General features: G+C 64.9%; 11 protein-coding genes. 8 read left to right on the top strand and 3 right to left on the bottom strand.

The features are described 5' to 3' along the window. The first annotated feature begins 285 nt into the window (after nucleotides 1-285). The 7 genes from ahcY to trxA all read left to right on the top strand — a co-directional run bounded on the left by ahcY (nucleotide 286) and on the right by trxA (nucleotide 14017). Nucleotides 286-1683 (top strand): adenosylhomocysteinase, encoded by a 1398-nt coding sequence (ahcY, locus tag G522_RS0122295; protein ID WP_026792928.1) that lies wholly within the window; start codon nucleotides 286-288, stop codon nucleotides 1681-1683. 481 nt (nucleotides 1684-2164) lie between these two features. Continuing rightward, complete coding sequence (locus G522_RS0122290; protein WP_084633345.1) at nucleotides 2165-4657, top strand: PAS domain-containing sensor histidine kinase; 2493 nt, start codon at nucleotides 2165-2167, stop codon at nucleotides 4655-4657. Between the two features lie 11 nt (nucleotides 4658-4668). Next, nucleotides 4669-6177, top strand: a complete 1509-nt coding sequence (tsaE, locus tag G522_RS0122285; RefSeq protein ID WP_026792926.1) for a tRNA (adenosine(37)-N6)-threonylcarbamoyltransferase complex ATPase subunit type 1 TsaE — start codon at nucleotides 4669-4671, stop codon at nucleotides 6175-6177. A 33-nt stretch (nucleotides 6178-6210) separates the two neighbouring features. Then, nucleotides 6211-6951, top strand: a complete 741-nt coding sequence (locus tag G522_RS0122280) for a nucleotidyltransferase family protein (RefSeq protein ID WP_026792925.1) — start codon at nucleotides 6211-6213, stop codon at nucleotides 6949-6951. A gap of 3 nt (nucleotides 6952-6954) precedes the next feature. Next, nucleotides 6955-10011, top strand: coding sequence for a double-strand break repair protein AddB (gene addB, locus G522_RS0122275; protein ID WP_026792924.1), 3057 nt, complete (start codon nucleotides 6955-6957; stop codon nucleotides 10009-10011). After that, complete coding sequence (addA, locus tag G522_RS28240; RefSeq protein ID WP_051229086.1) at nucleotides 10008-13505, top strand: double-strand break repair helicase AddA; 3498 nt, start codon at nucleotides 10008-10010, stop codon at nucleotides 13503-13505. Before addB ends, addA begins: the two co-directional genes overlap by 4 nt. A 191-nt stretch (nucleotides 13506-13696) precedes the next feature. Beyond that, nucleotides 13697-14017, top strand: a complete 321-nt coding sequence (gene trxA / locus G522_RS0122265) for a thioredoxin TrxA (protein ID WP_026792923.1) — start codon at nucleotides 13697-13699, stop codon at nucleotides 14015-14017. A 73-nt stretch (nucleotides 14018-14090) separates the two neighbouring features. Here trxA and G522_RS29720 read toward each other — a convergent pair whose 3' ends face one another. The 3 genes from G522_RS29720 to G522_RS0122250 are packed head-to-tail and all read right to left on the bottom strand — an operon-like array spanning nucleotide 14091 to nucleotide 16959. Beyond that, entirely contained in the window at nucleotides 14091-14336 is a 246-nt protein-coding gene (locus G522_RS29720; RefSeq protein ID WP_169453585.1) for a FeoC-like transcriptional regulator, read from the bottom strand. A gap of 5 nt (nucleotides 14337-14341) precedes the next feature. After that, a complete protein-coding gene (gene feoB / locus G522_RS0122255) occupies nucleotides 14342-16729 on the bottom strand; it encodes a Fe(2+) transporter permease subunit FeoB (protein WP_245586717.1) in 2388 nt (795 codons plus the stop codon). Beyond that, nucleotides 16726-16959 (bottom strand): FeoA family protein, encoded by a 234-nt coding sequence (locus G522_RS0122250; protein ID WP_026792920.1) that lies wholly within the window; start codon nucleotides 16957-16959, stop codon nucleotides 16726-16728. Before G522_RS0122250 ends, feoB begins: the two co-directional genes overlap by 4 nt. Before the next feature lie 804 nt (nucleotides 16960-17763). Here G522_RS0122250 and G522_RS28235 point away from each other — a divergent pair. Beyond that, nucleotides 17764-22392: a 2-oxoacid:acceptor oxidoreductase family protein gene (locus tag G522_RS28235; protein ID WP_036840581.1), complete on the top strand. Its 4629-nt coding sequence runs from the start codon at nucleotides 17764-17766 to the stop codon at nucleotides 22390-22392. Nucleotides 22393-22584 lie beyond the last annotated feature (192 nt).

Genomic DNA, 22584 nt, shown 5'->3' with positions numbered 1-22584 from the left:
CCCTTGGTGGATAGCGGAACCGTCCGTAGTCAGCCGATCGACCTCAGGCGTCGGCAGCCCCAGCCCGTTATGCACAGTTTTACATTAGACTCTCCGTTGCCCCTTTGGAAGTCACGCAACAGCGTCTTTGGGCGAGCAAAGAGCTTTCATCATGATATAAGGATCTCTTTATGTCGTCATTGCACCGGCGGCCGACTTCTCTTATAAGGCGCTGATTGGCGGCCGTTGCCGCCCCTCGTTGGCTCTTAACCAGCATATCCTCACCCCGCACCCGGAGCTCCGCCGATGGTCGCCAAGGAATACATCGTCAAGGACATCTCGCTCGCCGATTGGGGCCGCACCGAACTCGACATGGCCGAGATCGAAATGCCCGGCCTGATGTCGGTGCGCGCCGAATACGCCGCCGCCCAGCCGCTCAAGGGCGCCCGCATCGCCGGCTCGCTGCACATGACCATCCAGACCGCCGTGCTGATCGAGACGCTGAAGGCGCTCGGCGCCGATGTTCGCTGGGCGTCCTGCAACATTTTCTCGACGCAGGACCATGCCGCCGCCGCCATCGCCGCCGCCGGCATTCCGGTGTTCGCCGTCAAGGGCGAGACCCTCAAGGACTACTGGACTTACACCGACCGTATCCTCGACTGGGGCAATGGCGAGACCGCCAACATGATCCTCGACGATGGCGGCGATGCCACACTCCTGGTGACGCTCGGCTCCAAGGCCGAGAGCGATCCGTCCGTCCTCGCCGACCCCAAGTCCGAGGAAGAGGAAGAGCTCTTCGCCACCATCAAGGCACGGCTTGCCAAGGATCCGACCTTCTATTCGCGTGCCAAGGCGAACATCCGCGGTGTCTCGGAAGAGACGACGACCGGCGTCATGCGCCTCTACCAGATGGAATCGCGTGGCGAGCTGCCCTGGCCAGCCTTCAACGTCAACGACAGCGTCACCAAGTCGAAGTTCGACAACAAGTACGGCTGTCGTGAAAGCCTGGTCGATGCCATCCGCCGTGGTACCGACGTGATGATGGCCGGCAAGGTCGCCATCGTCTGCGGTTACGGCGACGTCGGCAAGGGCTCGGCCCAGTCGCTGCATGGTGCCGGCGCCCGTGTGCTGGTCACTGAAGTCGATCCGATCTGCGCCCTGCAGGCCGCCATGGACGGCTTCGAGGTGGTCACGCTGGAGGACGACATCCATCGCGCTGACATTATCGTCACCTGCACCGGCAACCTGCACGTCGTCACCGTCGACGACATGCGCAAGCTCAAGAACATGGCCATCGTCTGCAACATCGGCCATTTCGATAATGAGATCGACGTCGCCGGCCTCAGGAACTTCAAGTGGAAGAACGTCAAGCCGCAGGTCGACCTCGTCGAATTCCCCGATGGCAAGAAGATCGTCCTTCTGTCCGAAGGCCGGCTCGTCAACCTTGGTAACGCCACCGGCCATCCGAGCTTCGTGATGAGCGCCTCCTTCTCCAACCAGACGCTGGCCCAGATCGAGCTTTGGACCCGCGGCGCCAAATACGAGAAGAAGGTGCACGTGCTGCCCAAGCACCTCGACGAGAAGGTGGCCCAGCTGCATCTCGCCAAGCTCGGCGCCAAGCTCTCCAAGCTGACCCCGGAGCAGGCCGACTATATCGGCGTCAAGTCGACCGGTCCGTTCAAGTCCGCGATGTATCGCTATTGAGGCTTTCGGCTTCCCGTCCTTGACGGGAGCCGCCCCAAGTCCTTTGCAATCCCCGCCCGCGCTCCCAGAAGAGCGCGGGCGGTTTTTCTTGCCGGCAAAGCCTTATCCACAGCTGTTCCACATATGCGGATTTTTCCGGGGGACATTGCCGCGTCGCGCAGGAATTGGAGAAAAAGGCGGCAGTTAAAGTGGATAAGACGAGTCTGCTCAATCCTCTGGCCACCCCCTACCGACAGTTGTCGACTCCTTGCGGCCGATGCGCCGGACACCAAAGGTCATTGAACGTTCCGTGAACATAGTGGCCCATTGGACTCGCTCATCACAGATGCGTCCGTCGAGGCTTCCTCGACTCTTTTTGCCCCCCATGAAAGGCGGTATTTTGAAGTGATTCGGAACGGCGGTGGGGCACGCGCCGGTCCGGGACGAACCTCCCTTCGGGAGTGGGCGTCCTTTCCTGAATGCGGCCGAAAGGGGATACTATATGCCGGGGCTGAACCGGACACGATTGCCGTTTGCCGGGCATGTCGGGAAGATAGCCCTGCTCTCGACTATCCTGTCGCCGGTCGTTGCCAGCCCGGCGCTGGCTCAGGCCATCAAGTTCGGCTCCGATGGTTCGGTCTATTTCGAACCGCTGCAGGTGGCCGCCCTCTCCGCCTTCGTGTCGGCGATCTGCATTGCTGTGGTCTCGGCCGCCGCCCTGATCAGGGCGCGCCGTATGGCCGAAGAGGACCGCGAGCGCCTGTTGCGCGAGAACGCCGATCTGAAGCTCGCCGCCGACCGTACCGAAGCCGCCCTCAACGCCGACGACCAGCGCACCGTCATCTGGGGCGCCCGCGATGAAGCGCCGAAAGTGATGGGGTCGCTGCCGGAAGCGTCGGGTGTTCCGCGCAGCCAGGTTGGCTTCCTTGCCTTCGGCCAATGGCTGGAACCGGCCTCGGCCCAGCTCCTGGAAGCCCGCACCCGTGCCCTGCGTACCGACGGAGAAGCCTTTCTCGACGTTCTGACCACCACCACCGGCGTTCACATCGAGGCGGCTGGTCGGGTCAATGGCTCGCGTTGCTTCATTCGCTTCCGCAACCTCACCCGGGAACGGCTGCAATATGCCGAACTCGCCGAGCGTTTTGAACGGCAACGGACGCTGGTCGAAACCTTTGAAGGCCTCATCGACAATGTTCCGATGCCGGCCTGGACGCGTGACAAGTCCGGCCGGCTCGTCTGGGTCAACGCCGCCTATGCGCGCGCCGTCGAAGTGGCCAGCGCGACGCAGGCGGTGGCCGTCGGCGTCGAGTTCCTCGACACTGCCGCCCGCAAGGCGATCGCCGACAGCCGGCAGGGCGCGCCGGTGTTTGAAAAGCGTCTGTCACTGGTGGTGGGCGGTGCCCGCCGGGTGTTCGACGTCGTCGATGTCGAGACGGCATCCGGCAGCGCCGGCATCGCCACCGATGTGTCCGAGCTCGAACAGGCGCAAGTGGAGCTGCGCCGCACGATCGACAGCCACGCCCGCACGCTCGACCAGCTCGCCACCGCCGTTGCCATCTTCGGCGCCGACAAACGGCTCAAGTTCTACAACGCCGCCTACCGCGCCCTGTTCGATCTCGACACTGCTTTCCTTGAAACCGGCCCCGACGATGCCGCCATCCTCGACCAGTTGCGAGTGTCCCGCAAGCTGCCCGAGCAGGCCGACTTCCGGACCTGGAAGCGTGAGCAGCTTTCCGCCTATCAGGCGATGGAGGCCCGCGAGAGCTGGTGGCATCTGCCGACGGGGCAGACGCTACGCGTCATCGCCAATCCCCATCCCCAGGGTGGCGTCACCTACGTCTACGAGAACGTCACCGAGCAGATCGAGCTCAAGAGCCGCTACAATGCGTTGACGCGGGTGCAGGGCGAGACGCTCGATCACCTCTCCGAGGGCGTTGCGGTGTTCGGCTCTGACGGCCGGCTGCGGCTGTTCAACCCGGCCTTTGGCAGCCTCTGGAAGCTTTCCGACGACATGCTGGCCAGCCGGCCGCATATCAACGATGTGGTCGGCCACTGCATGGCCGCTCATGGCAACCGCGAAGCCTGGGATCAAGTCCGCCTCGCCGTTGCCGGCCTCGCCGACAGCCGCAACCGGCTCACCGGCCGGCTCGACCGCCGCGATGGCGGCGTGATCGACTTCACCACCGTGCCGCTGCCGGACGGCGCGACGTTGATCACCTTCGTCAACGTCACCGACTCGGTGAACGTCGAACGGGCGCTTACCGAGAAGAACGAGGCGCTCGAAGAGGCCGATCAGCTGAAGAATGCCTTCATCCAGCATGTGTCCTACGAGCTGCGCTCGCCGCTGACCAACATCATCGGCTTCGCGCAGCTGCTTGCCGACGACAACGCCGGTCCGCTCAACATCAAGCAGCGGGAATACACCGGCTACATCATGGATTCGTCGACGGCACTGCTCGCCATCATCAACGATATCCTCGATCTCGCCACCGTCGATGCCGGCATCATCGAGCTCGACCTCGGCGAGGTGGACATTCCCTCGACCGTCGGCGCGGCCACCACCGGCCTGCGCGATCGCATCGCCGAGGCGCACATCGACCTGAAGCTCGACGTGCCCGACGATATCGGTTCCTTCGTGGCTGACGAGAAGCGCATTCGCCAGGTGCTATTCAACCTCCTGTCCAACGCCATCGCCTTCTCGGATGATGGCGGCGTGGTGTCGCTCTCCTGCCGGCGAACTGATGAGGACATCTCATTTATCGTCGAGGATCATGGGCGCGGCATCCCAGACGAATACCTTCAGGCGGTGTTCGAGCGCTTCGAAAGCCGCACCAACGGCGCCCGCCGGCGCGGCCCCGGCCTTGGTCTTTCCATCGTCAAGAGCTTCGTCGAACTGCACAAGGGCAGCGTCGAAATCAGCTCCAAGATTGGCGTTGGCACGCGCGTCGTCTGCAGGCTGCCGATAAACCCCAGCATCGCTCAAGCGGCCGAGTGAGCGCCGCCGCGATGCCCCCATCCGTCCGCACCGTTACCGTTGCCGATGAGACGGGCACGATGCGTCTCGCCGACGATATTGCCGCCATCACCCGACCGGGCGACGTGGTCGCTTTGCACGGCGATCTCGGCATGGGCAAGAGCGCCTTTGCGCGGGCCGTCGTCCGGCGCCTTGCCGGCGATCCCGACCTTGAGGTACCGAGCCCGACCTTCACGCTGCTGCAAAGCTACGAAACCGCCCGCTTTCCGGTTCATCATTTCGACCTCTATCGCCTCGCCGACCCCGACGAGCTGATCGAAATCGGCTTCTCCGAAGCGATCGGCGAGGGTCTCTCTCTGATCGAGTGGCCCGACCGGGCGGGTGACGAACTACCAGCCGAGCGGCTCGACATCGTCATTTCCGAGGGTGACAGTATCGATGGCCGACGCTTCGCGCTGCATGGCCATGGCGCCAGCTGGACAGAACGGCTCGAGGAGACATTCGCCGTTCGCGATCTCCTCGACCGGGCCAGCTTTGAGGGCGCTGAACGACGGCATCTGCACGGCGATGCCTCGACGCGCAGCTTCGAGCGGGCGACGGTTGGCAACGATGCAGCCGTGGTGATGCGCTGGCCGGCCTGGCGCGCCTACATGAAGCGGGCTGACGACGACCGTTACGAGGAAATCGTCCATCTCGCCGATAACCTCACCGCCTTTTCCGCCATTGCCGACACGCTGCGCCGTCACGGCTTTCGCAGCCCGCGTATTCTCGATTGCGATAGCGAACGACGGCTGATGCTGGTCGAGGATCTCGGTTCGGACGGTATCGTGCGCGATGGCGTGCCGATTGCCGAGCGCTATCTCGTGGCGGCAAGGCGGCTCGCCGATCTCGCAGTCGTGGCTTGGCCTGAGATTGCCATCGACGACACCGGCGGGCGCTGGCCGATGCCGCGCTATGATCGGCGGGCGCTCGCGACCGAGGTCGGCCTCTTTGCTGCCTGGTACATGCCGCGACTGACCGGTGCGCCGCTTGCGGCCGATGCGCGGGCCGAGTGGGATAGCCTCTGGGACGATTTGCTCGCTCGCTTCGATGACGACCAGCAGCGGCTGGTGCTGCGCGACTACCATTCGCCGAATATCCTCTGGCAGGCCTCCGGCGACCCCATCGGGATGATCGACTTCCAGGATGGCTTGCTCGGCTCGCCGGCCTACGACTTCGCCGCCCTGGTCACCGATGCCCGCGTCGACATTCCCGACGAACTCGCCGCAGCAATGACCGCCGCTTATGTCGAGCGCCGCCAAGTTCTTGATGCCGGCTTCGACGCTGCCGATTTTGCCGAACGCGCGGCCATCCTCGGCGCCCAGCGCAACGCTAAAATCCTCGGCCGCTTCGTTGAATTTGCCGCACGCACCGGCCGCACGCATCATCTCCGTTTCCTGCCGCGCGTGTGCCGCAACTTCGAAAAAGCACTCGACGATAAGGTTCTCGCCGGGGTCAAGCTCTGGTATGAACGGCTCGCGCCGCCGGCCAACCGGCCGTGAGCCTTTCCGACTGCCGAGACCCCGATCGCTTCAATGACTGACGCTTTTCCCTCCGCCTTTCATCCTCGCCGGGCCATGGTGCTCGCTGCCGGTCGCGGCAAGCGTATGCGCCCGATCACGGCAACCACGCCGAAGCCGCTGGTGGAAGTGCTCGGGCGCAGCCTGATCGACCGGGTGTTCGATCGCTTGGCCGAAGCCAACGTCGAGACGGCGGTGGTCAACGTCCATTACCTCGCCGATCTCGTCGAGGTGCACGTCAGCAAGCGGCGCGATCTCTCGGTCATCGTCTCCGACGAGCGCGATCTGCTGCTCGACACCGGCGGCGGTGTGGTCAAGGCGTTGCCTCATCTGGGCGACGAGCCATTTTACCATCTCAACTCCGATTCCATCTGGCTCGAAGGCGTGTCCGCCAACTTGCCGGCGCTGGCCCGAGCCTGGGATGACGAGCGCATGGATGGCCTGCTGCTGCTGGCGCCCACGGTTGGGTCGGTTGGCTATTCGGGAGTCGGCGATTTTGAGATGGCCGGCGATGGCCGCCTGATGCGACGACGCGAGCGTACCGTCGCCCCATTTGTCTATGCCGGCGCGGCCATCTTCAAGCCCGCCATCTTTGCCGATCGTCCACTGGCCCCCTTCTCGCTCAACCGAATTTTCGACGAGCTCATCGGCAAGGGCCGCCTGCATGGCGTGCGGCTCGAAGGCACATGGCTGCATGTCGGAACACCCGAATCGATCCGGCAGGCAGAGCGGACCATCGAGTTGTCAGCGGAGTAGGTGATGACCGGGCGCGTTTTCACCATTCACCCTGGTGCGCCCTTCCTCGCCACACTGGCCGAAGCGCTTCTCGACGGCCGCCTGATAGCCGGCCGCAGCTATCGGACCCGACCGCTCGACCTTGCCGACGTCAGCATCTATCTGCCGACTCGCCGAGCCGGCGCAGTGCTGAGGCAGGCGTTCCGCAATGCCTTTGGTGGCGGGTCGGCGATGCTGCCGCGCATTCTGTCCATTTCCGACGTGCTGGAAGCTGAAGACGATCTTCTGGCGCCGGAAGCGCTCGACCTGCCGCCGGTGATCGCCGCCGCCGAACGACGGTTGATGCTGGCGCGTCTCGTCAGCCGCTGGCGTGAACGCGTGGCGAGCGACCAGTTGTTGACGCCGTCCGGCCAGCCGGTAGCCGTGCCCGGCTCGCCGGCCGAAGCCCTCAATCTGTCCGCCGATCTGCTGGCCCTCCTCGATCAGGCGGAACTTGAAAGCGTCGACTGGGGCAAGCTCGACACGCTGGTGCCCGACGACTACGCCGCCTGGTGGCAGCTGTCACTCAACTTCCTGAAGGTGGCCACCGAGGCTTTGCCGGCAGCCATTGCCGAACGGGGCCAGATCGGCGCGGGCGCTTTTCATCGGGCGATGGTGGAGGCCACTATCGCTCGCTGGCAGGCCTGTCCGCCGCCCGGCCCGGTGATCATTGCCGGCTCGACCGGCTCGGTGCCGAGCACCGCCGACCTGATGGCCGCCGTGCTGAAGCTTCACGAGGGAGCTCTGGTCCTGCCTGGGCTCGATATCGGCGCGCCGGCCGAAATGGTTGCCGCGAGCATTTTCGATTGCGCCCACCCCGAGCACACCATGAGCCGCCTCGTCGAGCGGCTTGGCGTCGAACGGCAGGATATCGGCGAGCTGGGCACTCCGAAGCCGGCACTGGCAGCACGCGGCGATATCGTGCGGCGGGCGCTGATACCGGCCGCCGTTACCGATCGTTGGCCCGAACATGCTGCGGCCCTCGATGCCGATGCCAGCGGGACCGAGGCGGCGCTTGCCCACGTTTCGCTGGTGATCGCCGCCAATGAAGCGGAAGAAGCGCTCGCCGCCGCCATCGCCCTCCGCCAATGTTTGGAGAACCCCGAGGCGCGATCGATCCTCGTCACGCCTGACCGGACCATTATCCGCCGCGTGGTTGCCGAGCTTGACCGTTTCGGCATCGAGGTGGAGGACACAGCCGGCCAACCGCTGCCGCAAACGCCCTATGGCCAGCTCGCCCTGCTGCTCGTCGAAGCGGCAACCGAGGACTTCCCTCCGGTGAAAGTGGCGGCCATACTCGGCCATCCCGAGACGCGCTTCGGCTGGACTTCGGCACGGGTCCGACCAGCGGGCCGGCTGATTTCCCGGAAGGTGCTGCGCGGGCCGCGTCTTGCCGGCGGCATCGCGGCGATCTCAAAAGCTTTGCAAGCATTGGAAAGTCGGGACGAGGACTCAGGCGCCATTCTTGCGGATGCGCTCGCCCTCGCCGAGGCCTTGGCGGCGGCGATGGCGCCATTGGTCGCGGCGGCCGCCTTGCCAGCCCCGACGCTTGCCGATTTCCTGGCCGCGCTGCGCGAGACGCTGGATCACGTCACCCGTCGTTCGGACGACGACACAGACGAGCCGAACCGGGCGGAACGACAGCTTTTGAAGATCCTTGAGGATCACCTCCGCGCACCCGACGCCGGCCTTGTCCTTTCCGGCGGCGATTTCGCTCCGGTGCTGCGGGCATTGATCGGCAACGTGCTGGTGCTGACGCCCAGCCGGCAGGCCCGCGTCATGGCCACCGGCCCGATCGAGGCGCGCCTTCTGCCGACCGACCGGCTGGTGCTGGTCGGTCTCGATGAGGGCGTGTTTCCGCCGGTGACCGATACCGGCGCCTGGTTGTCACGACCGATGCGGGCGGGCCTCGGCCTCAGTCCGCCGGAACTCCGCATCGGCCTTTCCGCCCACGACTTTTCCGCCGCTCTCGGCGCGCCTGATACGGTGCTGATCCGCTCGGCCCGACGCGGTGGTGCGCCAACCGTGCCGACCCGTTTCCTGCAACGCCTGACCAGCCTCATCGGTCCGGCGCGGACGGAAGCGATGGAGGCACGCGGGGCTCGCTTCCTCGACTGGGCGCGCCGGCTCGATGACCGGCCGAACGTGCCGCGCGCCGCCCGCCCCAATCCGGCGCCACCACTTGACGCAAGGCCGCGCATGCTGCCGGTCACAGACATTGAAACGCTGATCCGCGATCCCTACGCCATCTACGCCAAGCGCATCCTGAAGCTCAGGCCGCTCGACGGCTTCGGCGAAACACCCGACTTCGGCACCCGCGGCACGCTGATCCACGACATCCTCGCCGATTTCGTGGCGACCTGGACCGGTCCCTGGGATGAGACGGCCATCACGGCACTGATCGAATTCGGCCGGGAGCGGTTTTCCAACGCGCTTGCCACCCACCCCGAGGTTCATGCGCTCTGGTGGCCACGCTTTCAGGCGCTCGCCCGATTCATCGTGCTACAATTCGAGGCCAAGCGCGCGCCACTTGCCCGGCATACCGAGATCGAGGGTACCCTCGCCGTGACGGATCGCTTTACGCTGACCGGACGCGCCGATCGAGTCGATATCGAACAGGACGGGCGCGTCAGCATCATCGACTTCAAGACTGGCCGAGCGCCGACGGCGGCCCAGATCGCCGCGCAATTGACACCGCAGCTACCGCTGGAAGCAGTTATTGCCCGTCACGGCGGGTTCTCCCGCCTGTCGGGTCCGCGCGAAGCGGCCGAACTGGTGCATGTGGTGCTGCGCGGCCTCGAAGGCCGCGACGAGATCGAAAGCTACACTGGCCACGCACCGCGTGGCGGTGACCCGGTGACGCTGGAGGAAACGATCGCCGAGGCGGAAACCCGCCTGCGTGGCCTCGTGCGCGCTTACGCCGATCCCAACCGCGGCTACCTTTCACGCGCCCGGCCGTTCCGCAAGACCGACCGCGGCGACTACGATCACCTTGCACGGGTGAGCGAATGGAGCATCGAGGACGACGGAGGCGAGGAATGAAGATTCCGGTCGCGACCCGCCAGACTCAGCTCCTTGCCACTGACCCAAGTGCCTCGGCCTTTGTTTCGGCCAACGCCGGCTCCGGCAAGACTTGGGTTCTGACGCGGCGAGTGATCCGTCTGCTGCTCGACGGCGTCGATCCCGGCCGCATCCTCTGCCTCACCTTCACCAAGGCAGCGGCGGCCGAGATGTCTGCCCGCATCTTCGACGAGCTGGGCCGCTGGGCCGGCCTTACCGACGATGAACTGACCAGCATTTTGTCCGAACTCGAAGGCCGGCCGGTGCATCCCGACCGCCTGGCGCCGGCCCGGCGACTGTTTGCCCGCGCCATCGAGACGCCGGGCGGCCTGAAAATCCAGACCATACACGCCTTCGCCGAGGCGTTGCTGCAGCGGTTTCCGATCGAAGCCGGGCTCGATGGCCGCTTTCGCGTGCTTGACGATGCGCGCAGTGCCGACCTCTACGCCGAGGCGCGCGCCGAGCTTCTGTCCGCCTGCGCGGCTCATCCCGATAGCCCCGAGGGGCGGGCGCTGTCGGAACTGGTGGCGATTGCCGGCGACGAAACCTTAGACCGGGCGCTTCGTGCCGTCGTCTCCGCTCGCGACGATCTCGCCGCCTTCTTCAATGGCAACCTCTCCATCGATGAGGCGCTTGCCGCTCTTCCGCAGGCGCTTGGCGCGCCGGCCGGAGCTAGCTGGGAAAGTCTGATCGCGGAGATGGCAGTCTCGCCGGACTTTTCGGGCCCGTTTCTCAGCCGGCTTATCGATTCGATCGATGCCTCCAAATCCAAGTCGATGCCAGCCCTTGGCGACGGCTTTCGGGCAGCCCTGGCGGCGCCCGATCCCGAAACGCGGCGGCTCTTGTGGCGCGGCCTGTTCCTGACCGGCAAGGGCGAACCGCGCAAGCGTCCTTTCACCAAGGACGTTCTCGACGCGTTGCCGGAAGCCAACGAGCGTTTCGAGCGGGAGGCACAACGGCTTCTCAATCTCGAACGCGCCTTGTCGGCCACTCTTTGGGGAACACGCAGTGCGGCACTTCTCCGCCTCGCCGACCGGCTGATCGGCCTTATCGAGGCCAAGAAGGCCCGGCTGGGCCTCCTCGATTTCGATGACCTGATCGAACGAGCGGCCGCGCTGCTGTCGCGCTCGGATGCCACCGAATGGGTGCAATACAAGCTCGACGAGGGCCTTGACCACGTGCTGGTCGACGAGGCGCAGGACACCTCGCCGCGCCAGTGGCAGATCGTCGGGGCGCTGACTGGTGAATTCTCAGCCGGCGAAGGAGCCCGCGCAGGACGCCGGCGTACCATCTTCGCGGTCGGCGACGAAAAGCAATCGATCTATTCCTTCCAGGGCGCGGCACCGCACCTGTTCGGCCTGACGCGCCAGACGCTCGGACGTCGCCTCGCCGACGCGGGCCTACCGGTCCATGACCTTCGTCTTACGCTATCCTTCCGGTCGACGGCAGCGGTGGTCGGCGCGGTCGATGCCGTATTCCGGAACCCGGGCGCGCATGCTGGTCTTTCCACTGATGTCGGCCCCACCGTTCATGAGACGGTGCGCGGCCGCGAGCCTGGTCTCGTCGAGTTATGGCCGGCCGTCGAAAAGCTGCCGGCGCCGCCACCCGGCAACTGGGAAGATCCGGTTGATGCCACGGCAGCCGCCAGTCCGGCCGTGCGCCTTGCCGCACGGATCGCCGACGAGATCGCCGGCTGGCTGCGCTCGGGCACTCGCCTCGATGCGACCGGTGCGCCGATCCGGCCCGGCGACGTGCTGGTGCTGGTCCGCAAGCGCGGCACCTTCGTCGAGGCAGTCAACCGGGCCCTGAAGCAACGCGGCGTAGCCGTCGCCGGTGCTGATCGGCTCGACGTGGTCGGCCATGTCGTCACTCAGGATCTCCTGGCCGCCGCCCGCGTCGCGCTTATGCCGGAAGACGACCTGACGCTCGCTACCGTCGCAAAGTCTCCACTCATCGGCCTCTCGGAAGAAGCGCTGTTCCGCCTCGCCCGCGGTCGGCCGGCTCTCCTTTGGGATGCCGTCCGACAAAAAGCTACCGAAGGCGACGCCGACGCCGAGACGTTGCGCGCCACCGTCGCGCTCTGGATGAGCCGCGCCGATCGGGGCGAGCCCTTCGTCTTCCTGTCGCGCCTCGTCGGGCCGGATGGCGGACGAGCCGCCTACCGCGCCCGCTTCGGCCGCGAGGCCGACGAAGTCATCGACGAACTGCTGACACTGGCGCTCGCCTATGAGGGCGAGGAGACGGCCGGCCTCAATGGGTTCATCGACCGGCTCGCCAAGGGGGGCGAACTGATCCGCCGCGAACTCGACGCCGAGCGCGACGAGGTGCGCGTCATGACGGTGCATGGTTCGAAGGGCCTTGAAGCGCCGGTGGTGTTCCTGATCGACCCCGGTGACAAGCCAGCCAGCGAGAAGAACCTGCCCGACATTCTGGCCGTCAGCGATGGCCCAAACCCGCCGATCGTCTGGCGGCAGGGCGGCGCCTTTCGCCCGGCCCCCGTCGAGGCAGCGGCGCAAGCCTTCATCGCCGCGCAGGAGGAGGAATATCGGCGCCTGCTCTACGTCGGGCTGACGCGCGCCCGCGATCGATTGATCGTCGCCGGCCTCAAGGGTGCCGACGAGGGAGCTGATCGCCGCTGGCACGGCCTCGTCGAGGCGGCACTCGGCACCGACGCCGAGACGGTGAGGGGCCCTGATGGGACCGTCGTCGCCTGGCGCTGGCATGCGGCGAATGAAGAGCCACCGGCCCCGGCGCAGCCGGCCAGGGTGAGCGCCGACGAAACGCAGCCCTTGCCTGACTGGCTCACGCGCAAGGTGACCGACGCGCCTGCGGGCCCCACCAGCATTGCGCCGTCGCGTGCCGCCACTTCGGGTCAAGCCGGGGCGACGACAACCACCTTCGATCCTAGAGCCGCAGCCCGTGGCACCATTCTCCACCGCCTGTTCGAGCTATTGCCGGATATCGAGCCGGCTGCCCGCGCCGTCGCGGCTGATGCCTATCTTGCACGCCTTCTTCCCGATCTGCCGGGCGGCGATCGGACCGCGCTTGTCGAGGCCATCGTCGCCCTGATGGCACGACCGGACCTGACGCTGCTGTTCTCGCCGGCGGCCCGTGCCGAGGCGGCGATTGCCGGCAGCGTTGCGACGCCGGCGGGACGGACGATCGCCGTCAGCGGCAGCGTCGACCGACTGCTGGTCGAGCCCGAAGCCGTTATGATCGTCGACTACAAGACGGCGGCGCGTCCCCCGCGCTCGGTGCCGCAGCGATACCTGCTGCAACTCGCCCTTTACAGGGCGGTTCTTCGTCACCTCTGGCCAGACCGCCCCGTGCGCGCGGCCATCCTATGGACGGCGGCGGCGCGGTTCGATGAGGTGGCGCCGGCTACGCTGGATGCGGCGCTTGCCGCTTATCTTGAGGCTGTGGATGCCGGCGCCAGGCCCGACGATCACGAAAATGAAACCGATGACCGGTTCTAGAGCAAAAGTCCGTGGGGCCGTTTTGCCTAAGGTATTGTTTTTTATAAAATTGCGTGTGGGGAGACGTTGGAGACGCCCAGGATCATGCTTCAGCCACGCTTGACGCTTCGGGGTCCGCTCCTTAGCTTTCAGGCAACAGGCGCGGCCCGGCCATGAGTCGGTGCCGCGCTGTCCATCTCGTGAGGTCCGTCATGTCGTCCAAGAAGGTCACCGACCAGTCGTTCACCACCGACGTGCTTGGCTCGTCGACCCCCGTCCTCGTCGACTTCTGGGCCGAATGGTGCGGCCCTTGCCGCATGATCGCACCGGCGCTCGACGAAATCGCCGGCGAGCTCGAGGGCAAGATCACCATCGCCAAGCTCAATGTCGATGAGAATGGCAATACGGCGATGAAGTATGGCGTCCGCTCGATCCCGACGCTGATCATCTTCAAGGATGGTGAGCCGGCGGCCATGAAGGTCGGCGCCGCTCCAAAGAGCGATCTCGCCGCCTGGATCAAGTCCGCCATCTGACGACTTGCTTTCGATCAAGAAAAGCCCGGCTCCGCACTGCGGAAGCCGGCTTTTTTTGTTTATCTGGCCTTGCTCAGCCCGCCAGCCGCAGGTCGCCGACCCACTCGAAGATATCCTCGACCTTGCAGGCGCAACCGCAGGTGCCCGCCTTCGAGCAGCCGGCCCCTGCCGCCAAGGCACGCACCTTGCCCTTGGCAACCCAGAGGTCGAGAACAGCACGGACAGCATCTTCGCCGGCATCGAAATGCAGCGCAACGTCGGAGAGAGGGGCGCTGCCCCGTTCCCTGAGGTAATCGCGGACAGTTGACGGTGTCATCATGGTCATCACTCCGCCGGCTGCGCGGCGAGCGAGCGGCTGCGCGCCCGGCCAGCCATCCACATCGCAGCAATGCCGGCTGCGAAAATGGCGGCGGCCATCACCAGCCATCGGGTGGAACTGACCGGATGGGCGGAAAAGGTCGCCGCTTGATAGAAGGAGACGGCGGCGAGATAGCCAATGGCCGTCGTCCAGGCCGCTGCAAAAGCCGTCCACTTGCCGCCGATCTCGTGCCGCATGGCGCCGAGAGCTGCGACGCAAGGCGTGTAGAGCAGGATCAGCAGCATGTAGGAGAAGGCGGCCGCTGTTCCGCCGAAGTGCGATTGCATGGCGCCGAAGACCGAGCCATTCACCTCGAGTTTTTGGGCGGCGGCGGCGTTGTCGTCGACATAGCCGACGTTCAGTCCCAGTGGATCGGTGAGGCTGCCACCGAGCGCAGCGAGATTTTGTGGGATCGTAGCGGCGGCGGCAAGAAGCTTGTTGCCGAGGCTTTTATCGGCAGACGAGGTCGTACCGGAGGCAGGCACAGCCACATCCTGGCTCACTTGCTCGTAGAGGGCATTGAGTGTGCCGATCACCGCTTCCTTGGCGAAAATGCCGGTGAACAGGCCGACGGCCGCCGGCCAGTTATCCTGGGTGACGCCCATCGGCTCGAACACCGGCACCAGCTCTTGGCTCACCAGCGCCAATAGGCTGGTGCGGGTGTTGTCGCGCCCGACGCTGCCGTCGGTACCGATGGCCGACAGGAAGGACAGCACCATGACGATGGGCACAATCACCTGACCGGCGCGAAGGATGAACTCGCGGAGACGCTGCCAGGCCTGGACGATGACCGAACGGATGGTGGGAATGTGATAGGGCGGCAGCTCCATGACGAAGCGGGTCGGCTCGCCTTCCAGCAGGGTCGACTTGAGGACGAGGCCGGTCAGCACGGCGAAGGCGAGACCGATAATATAGAGGCCGAAGATGATGTTCTGGCCGCTCACCGGGAAGAAGGCGGCGGCAAACAGCGCGAACACCGGCAGGCGGGCGCCGCAGGACATGAAGGGCGCCATCAGTGAGGTCATGACGCGGTCGCGGCGGCTTTCCAGCGTTCGCGTCGCCATGATGGCCGGCACGTTGCAGCCGAAGCCGACGATCAGCGGCACGAAGGACTTGCCCGGCAGGCCGATCGCCCGCATGGCGCGGTCCATGACGAAGGCGGCGCGCGCCATGTAGCCGGAGTCTTCGAGGAAGGACAGGAACAGGAACAGGCAGGCGATGATCGGCACGAAGGTCGATACCGTGCGGATGCCAGAGCCGAAGCCGACCAGGGCCGCCTCGACGATCGGCGGCGTGCCGAGAGCTGAGAGGAGCTGACCGAAACCGTCGACGAAGACGGCGCCAAAAGCCTGATCGAAGAAATCGATGAAGGCCCCGCCCACCGAGATGGTGAACAGGAACATCAGGTACATGGCGAACAGGAAGATCGGCACGCCCAGCAACCGGTTGAGGACGACGCGATCGATCATCTGCGACAACGGAGCCGACAGGCGCGTGGTCTGCCGGTACACGCCGGCCATTAGTTCGCCGATGAAACGGTAGCGGCCGTCGGCGATGACGATGTCGCCGTCTTCGCCGGTTGCCTCTTCGATGTCCGCGCGGGCGCGTTCGACGTCGGCGACCAATTTCGGCCCGGCTATCGTTTCGGCCAGGGTATCGCCTTCGATCAGTTTCAGCGCCACCCAGGCCGGATCGGCCTTTGCAGCCCGAGCCGCATCGGCGACGAGCGGCGCCAGAGTGGAAACGGCTGCTACGATCGCCGGATCCTGTTCTGGCCGGGCCGACGGCCTTATGCCGGCGCGGGCGGCTTCGATGATGGCCACCTTCAGAGCATCGCGGCGTCCGTGATGATGATGGCCAGGATGATGGGCGTGTCCGTGACGACCAAGTCCGCGTGTCGCGACGGTCGGCACCACCGGGCAGCCCAGCCGTTCCGACAACGCGTCGATATCGACTTCCACACCGGCTACCTTGGCCATGTCCATCATGTTGAGGACGACCAGCATCGGTACGCCGAGTTCGAGGAGCTGGGTGGTCAGGTAGAGGTTGCGTTCGAGGTTGGAGGCGTCGACGATGTTGAGAACGAGGTCGGCCTCGCCGGACAGGGTGAAGTCGCGCGCAACGCGCTCGTCCTGCGAGCCAGCGTCGGCGCTGCCGATCAAATAGACGCCCGGCAGGTCGACAACGTCTACCGGCTGCCCGTCGAGGATGAAACGGCCGACGCGCTTTTCGACGGTGACGCCCGGCCAGTTGCCGACCTTTTGCGTCGCACCGGTCAAGGCGTTGAAGAGAGTGGATTTACCGCAGTTGGGATTGCCGACGACCGCGACGACGAGAGGCTCACCGGCCATCATACGGCCTCCAGCTCAAGGATGGCCGCTTCGGACTTGCGGAGCGTCAGCGTGAAGTTGCGAACGGAGATCTCAATGGGGTCGCCGAGCGGGGCCTTGCGGCGCACCTGAAACACGGCCCCCGGGGTCAGCCCCATGGCAAGCAGTCGCTGGCGGTATCCACGATCGCCGGCCACCAGGCCAGTGACGCGGGCGCTGTCGCCCGGTTTCATCGTCTCGATCGAAAGCCCCATCCTCGCGCACTCCAAGCCACATCAGCCGGGCTGGCAGTATCGACACTGCAACTCAGTCTCAACTGTATATGACCCCGTGCAGTTGCCTCTCAATTCGTATTCGACCTTAGGCTTAACGATTGCTACGGAGATGGTTAGAAAATCTTCCTCGCATTCGGTCTGCGTTGGGAAATCTGGAAGACAAGCCGGCCGGTGGCTGTGTAGCGACGGCTAGGTATCGCCGCCCGGGAGAGGGCTCAAGCTTAACCTGCGGAGAAATTCAGCTTTTCCGAGGTTTAAACTTCCATTTCACGGTGAACTTTAAATTTGCCGCGTGTCAGGACGATGGACGGCCAGACAATACCAAACAGATAAACCGATTAATCTATCCGCGAATACTGTTTTAGGCTGGGCCGCGACGATCATCGATGACCCGGTCGCCGGTCCCGGCTACGCGCCGGAAGCAATGCCTATTGTTCACAATTATCGCTTTGTTCACAGTGGGTTGGTTCAGATAGCGCGCCGATATCCGGCTTGCCGGCCGGGGAGATGCCCTGCAAAAAACGCATAGCAGTAAAACCTTCGCAGTTCCACGTAGTCCCCGGTTGAGTACTTACGACAAAGCTCTGCGGTGCCTTTATAACGGCAGAAGGGCCTATCGGTAACAACACCGAAGCCCAAGTAAGTTTCGTATAGTTTTGACTGAAATCAAGGTCAAAACTCCATCGGCAGCTGAACATCGGTGTATCGATGCCCGAACCTCGACCAGTGACTGATCGGACGGGGCGGACAGGAACACCAGATGCAGCAGGACGGATGCAGCAAATGAGCGCGAAATATCCAGGTCTTCCCACGGTCATCAACGGTAACGGCGCCGTGGCCCATGTCATGGGCCACGTATGCGGTGGCGTCATCGGCTACCCGATCACGCCCTCGACCGAAATTTCCGAAATCTATGAGAGCTTCCGCGCTGGCGGCGGCTGCAACGTCTGGGGCCGCCACCCCTTCTTCTACGAGCCCGAAGGCGAACATTCGGCCCAGTCGGGCGCCCTCGGCGCCGCGCTGACGGGTGGCAAGTTCATTTCCAACGCCTCGTCCTCGCAGGGCATCCTCTACGGCCTCGAGTCGCATTACGTGACCGTCGGCAAGAAGGCCGGCGGCTTCGTGCTGCAGGTGGCCGCCCGCGTGGTGTCCAAGCACTCGCTCAACGTCATGGCCGGCCATGACGACGTCTACTCGCTGCTGCCCACTGGCTACACCATTCTGTTCGGTGCCAACCCGCAGGAGGCGGCCGACCTTGCCGCCATCTCCTACAAGGTGTCGGCGCTGTCGCTGGTGCCGGTCGCCAACTCCATGGACGGCTTTGCCACGTCGCACATGCTGTCGGAAGCCAAGATGCCGGAGCCGGCGCTGCTGAAGGAATTCCTCGGCGACCCCACCGGCCGCATCAAGTGCCCGACCGTCGCCCAGGAAATCCTGTTCGGCGCCAAGGGCCGCGCCTATCAGCTGCGTCAGTGGCTGGTCCGCAAGAAGGACAGCTTCACCACTGCCGATGCCACCGCTCTCAAGGCCTATGTTGACGCCAACGAAGACGCCATCGAGGCGGACAACGAAGGCAAGCTGATCGAGACCGCTGCCAAGTGGGTCCCGGCCGAGCTCAAGGCCCAGTTCAAGCGCCAGTGGCTGAATGCATGGGAAAAGGGCACCCGTCAGCTCGTCCCGGCTCTCGTCGACATCCACAACCCCGGCCTGACCGGCGGCGTGCAGAACCAGCCCGACTTCCAATCCGGCGCTGCCGACCATCGCACCCACTTCGTCGTGGACGTGCCGAAGTTCGTCAAGCAGGCCATGGACGAGTATGGCGAACTGACCGGCCGCAAGTATTCGCCGGTCATGACCTACAAGACCGAAGACGCCGATTACGTGATGATCGGCCTCGGCTCGGTGACTGACGACGTCGAAGCCGTTGTCGACTACCTGCGCTCGAAGGGCCGCAAGGTCGGTTCGATCGCCATCAAGCTGCTGCAGCCGTTCCCGGAAGCCGAATTGATCGCCGCCATCGCCGGCAAGAAGGCCGTCACGGTGCTCGAGCGTTCGGACGATACCGCGCTGACCAGCTTCGTCACGCAGGCGCTGTTCAAGGCCCGCGAGAATGCCGACGGCGGCCGCCATCAGGGCATCCCCGCCATCGACAAGCTGCCCAAGGTCACCACGGCCATCTTCGGCCTCGGCGGTCATGACCTGCAGTCGCGCCATCTCGTCGCTGCCTTCGACAACATGGAAGCGGCCCGCAACAACCCGTTCGTCTACCTCGGCTCGCAGTTCTTCTCGAAGAACCCGAATGCCCGCATGAGCGAAGTCCAGGCCAAGCTGAAGGCGGCCTACCCGCAGACCGAGTTCATGGCGCTCGAGACGGGTGAGAACCCCCGCCTGCTGCCCGACGATGCCTTCCGCGTCCGCTTCCACTCGGTGGGCGGCTACGGCACCATCGCCACCGGCAAGCTTCTGACCGACATCCTGGCTGGCGCCCTCGGCCTCTACTCCAAGGCCGCTCCCAAGTACGGCTCCGAGAAGTCCGGCGCTCCGACCAACTATTACATCACCCTGTCGCCGGAGCCGGTGAAGATCACCAACGCCGAGATCGAGGACGTCGAGATCGTCATCTCGCCGGACCACAAGGTCTTCGCGCACTCCAACCCGCTGCGCGGCCTCGCCAAGGGTGGCACGTTCATCCTGCAGACCTCGAAGACGCCGCTCGAGGCGTGGCTCGACATGCCGGCTTCGGCCCGCAAGACGATCCGCGACAAGGAGATCAAGTTCCTGGTGGTCGACGCCTTCGCCGTCGCCAGCAAGAATGCGCCGTCGCCGGAACTCGCCACCCGCATGATGGGCATCGCCTTCATCGGCGCGCTCTGCGGCCACGAGAAGCGGATCACCGCCGGTGCCGATCGCGCCGCCATCCTGGAGAAGGTGCGTCAGCAGATCTCCAAGAAGTTCGGTGCCAAGGGTGACGCCGTCGTTGCCGGCAACATGGCGGTGATCGCCGAGGGGGCCGAGGCGACCCATGAAGTTGCCTACAACGATCCGGCCTTCAAGGCCGCCGAGGCCGACGCCCCGGTGAGCCAGGCCCGCTCGGTGGCCATCTCGGCCTCGATCTGCAGCCTCGACACCAGCTCGCCGGCTGGCATCTTCGATAACGAGTATTACGAGGACATGCTGGCTGGCCCGTTCAAGGACGGCACCATCGGCGAGTCGCCGGTTCTGCCGGGCACCGGCATGTTCATGCCGGCCGGTTCCGCCGCCATGAAGGACAAGGGGCTGTTCCGCCGGCAGGTGCCGGTGTTCGACGCCGAGAAGTGCACGGCCTGTCTCGAATGCACGCTGGTCTGCCCCGACGCCGCCATGCCGTCGACGGTGCATGAGATCGACGATCTCGTTGCCACTGCCGCTCGCCAGATCGACGTGTCGGAAGCCCGCCGTGCCCAGATCGCCAGCAAGGTGCCGGCGATCGCTACCGCCATCCGCGAAGTCTACAAGGCTCAGCCGAAGGCTCGCGCCTTCCATGAGATCTTCGCCCAGGTGGCGCCGGGCGTCGCGGCCGGCGATGCCTCGCTCGCCCTCGACTTCAGCAAGATGGCGACGCTCCTCGCCAACTTCCCGGTGGCGCGTACCCGCCTGTTCTTCGATCAGGCCGAGAAGAAGACGCCCGGTTCGGGCGCCCTCTATTCGGTCGGCCTTGACCCGTGGAAGTGCTCGGGCTGTCTCGAATGCACCACCGTCTGCGGCTCCGACGCCCTGGTTCAGACCGAGCAGGACGACGCGCTTCTCGAGACGCTGCAGGCTCGCTTCGAGTTCCTGACGAAGACGGCCAACACGCCGTCTCGCTTCACCGAGCAGCTGACCGGCGCCAACGCCAAGCGCCTCATCCTCGACCGTGACAACTACTATGCCATGACCGGTGGTCACGGCGGTTGCCGCGGCTGTGGCGAGGTCACCGCGCTGCGTCTGATCATGGCGGCGAACAATGCTCTCCAGGGCCGCGCCCGCAAGGAGCATATCGCCGAAGTGGAGGCGCTGGTTGCTAAGCTTGAAGCCAAGCTTGCCACGGTGACCGACGAGGCGCGTTCCGCCCGCATCAAGTCGTCGCTCGAGACGATCAACCACCACCTCTTCCTCTTGGAGAGCGGCCCGACGGGTGAAGGCCCGGCGTCTGCGGTGGTTGCCAACTCGACCGGCTGCTCGAGCGTGTACTCCTCGACCTTCCCGTACAACCCCTACCGCGATCCGTGGGTGAACAGCCTGTTCCAGGATGCCCCCGCCCTCGCCAAGGGTATCTACGAAGGTATCGCGGCCGACGTGCTGGTGAACTTCCGGGCCATGCGCATCGCCGAGCTGGAGCTCGCCGACCAGTATGACGCGGCCGTCCACGACAAAATGTTCCGCACCTTCGGTTGGGAGCAGTTCAGCGAGACCGAACTCGGCCGCCTGCCGACCGTGTTCTCGATCGGCGGCGACGGCGCCACCTACGACATCGGCTTCGGCGCGCTGTCGCGGTTGCTCTCGACCAAGACGCCGATCAAGGTGATCGTAGTCAACACCGGCGTCTACTCCAACACCGGCGGCCAGGCTTCGACCTCGTCGCTGATCGGCCAGGACTCTGACCTCGCCCGCTACGGCGCGGCGCATGCCGGCAAGACGGACAACCGTAAGGAACTCGGCCTGATCGCCGCCTTCCACCCGGCGGTGATGGTGGTGCAGACTGCCACCTCCATCCAGGGCCACTTCCTGAAGAACGTCCTCTCCGCCCTGTCGCGGACGACGTCGCCGGCCATCATCGACGTCTACACGCCCTGCCAGGGCGAGCAGGGCATCGGTGACGACGTGTCGAGCGAGCATGCCCGCCTCGCCGTCGAGAGCCGCACCAGCCCGGTCTACGTCCACAATCCGGACGGCGGCTCGGTGCTGAAGGAACGCTTCTCGCTGGACGGCAACCCCGACGTCGAGCAGGACTGGACGACCCTCGTCCTGACCTACAAGGACGCCGACGGCAACGAGCAGACGAAGGAAGTGCCGCTTACTCCGGCCCACTTCGCCCACCAGGAAGGCCGCTTCAAGAAGCAGTTCACCGGCAAGCCGCTTGCCGATGACGTCAACAACGCCGTGTCGATCGAAGAGTTCATCGACCTCAGCGACGAAGAGCGGGTCGGCAAGATCCCGTTCATCTGGGAAGTCAAGAAGGGCAAGCTGATCCGCTTCCCGGTGCCGGCCCAGATCGTTCGCCTGGTCGAGGAGCGCCGCCGCTTCTGGCGCACGCTGCAGAACCTCGCCGGCATCGACGCTGCCAAGCTCGACGAAGCCCATCAGGCTGAGCTCGACGCTCTGCAGAGCCGCTACGACGAGGCTCTTGCCGAGATCGACACGCTGAAGGGCGCTTCGACCACCGCCGCCGAGTAATCGGCAGCTAAACTCAAGAAGATCGGGCCGCCGGGAAACCGGCGGCCCTTTTTGTTAGCACGATTGTAAACATTATCGATATTCTACGTTAAAGTACGAGAATATCTGAAACAGATGTATCCCGTAATACGTTATTAGCTCGACTCATTGAAGACGAGTTTCACAAGGGCCGCATATCTTTTTCCGCCTCTC

The sequence above is a fragment of the Pleomorphomonas oryzae DSM 16300 genome (assembly GCF_000422965.1).
GTDB classification, from domain to species: Bacteria; Pseudomonadota; Alphaproteobacteria; order Rhizobiales; family Pleomorphomonadaceae; genus Pleomorphomonas; species Pleomorphomonas oryzae.
Note: the sequence above shows the minus strand (reverse complement) of the source record. Positions and strands in the feature narration are given on the sequence as shown.

Bases quoted from the DNA above. Each gene is read 5' to 3' on its own strand.
- ahcY (WP_026792928.1), top strand. From the start codon at position 286: ATGGTCGCCAAGGAATACATCGTCAAGGACATCTCGCTCGCCGATTGG.
- G522_RS0122290 (WP_084633345.1), top strand. From the start codon at position 2,165: ATGCCGGGGCTGAACCGGACACGATTGCCGTTTGCCGGGCATGTCGGG.
- tsaE (WP_026792926.1), top strand. From the start codon at position 4,669: ATGCCCCCATCCGTCCGCACCGTTACCGTTGCCGATGAGACGGGCACG.
- G522_RS0122280 (WP_026792925.1), top strand. From the start codon at position 6,211: ATGACTGACGCTTTTCCCTCCGCCTTTCATCCTCGCCGGGCCATGGTG.
- addB (WP_026792924.1), top strand. From the start codon at position 6,955: ATGACCGGGCGCGTTTTCACCATTCACCCTGGTGCGCCCTTCCTCGCC.
- addA (WP_051229086.1), top strand. From the start codon at position 10,008: ATGAAGATTCCGGTCGCGACCCGCCAGACTCAGCTCCTTGCCACTGAC.
- trxA (WP_026792923.1), top strand. From the start codon at position 13,697: ATGTCGTCCAAGAAGGTCACCGACCAGTCGTTCACCACCGACGTGCTT.
- G522_RS29720 (WP_169453585.1), bottom strand. From the start codon at position 14,336: ATGATGACACCGTCAACTGTCCGCGATTACCTCAGGGAACGGGGCAGC.
- feoB (WP_245586717.1), bottom strand. From the start codon at position 16,729: ATGATGGCCGGTGAGCCTCTCGTCGTCGCGGTCGTCGGCAATCCCAAC.
- G522_RS0122250 (WP_026792920.1), bottom strand. From the start codon at position 16,959: ATGGGGCTTTCGATCGAGACGATGAAACCGGGCGACAGCGCCCGCGTC.
- G522_RS28235 (WP_036840581.1), top strand. From the start codon at position 17,764: ATGAGCGCGAAATATCCAGGTCTTCCCACGGTCATCAACGGTAACGGC.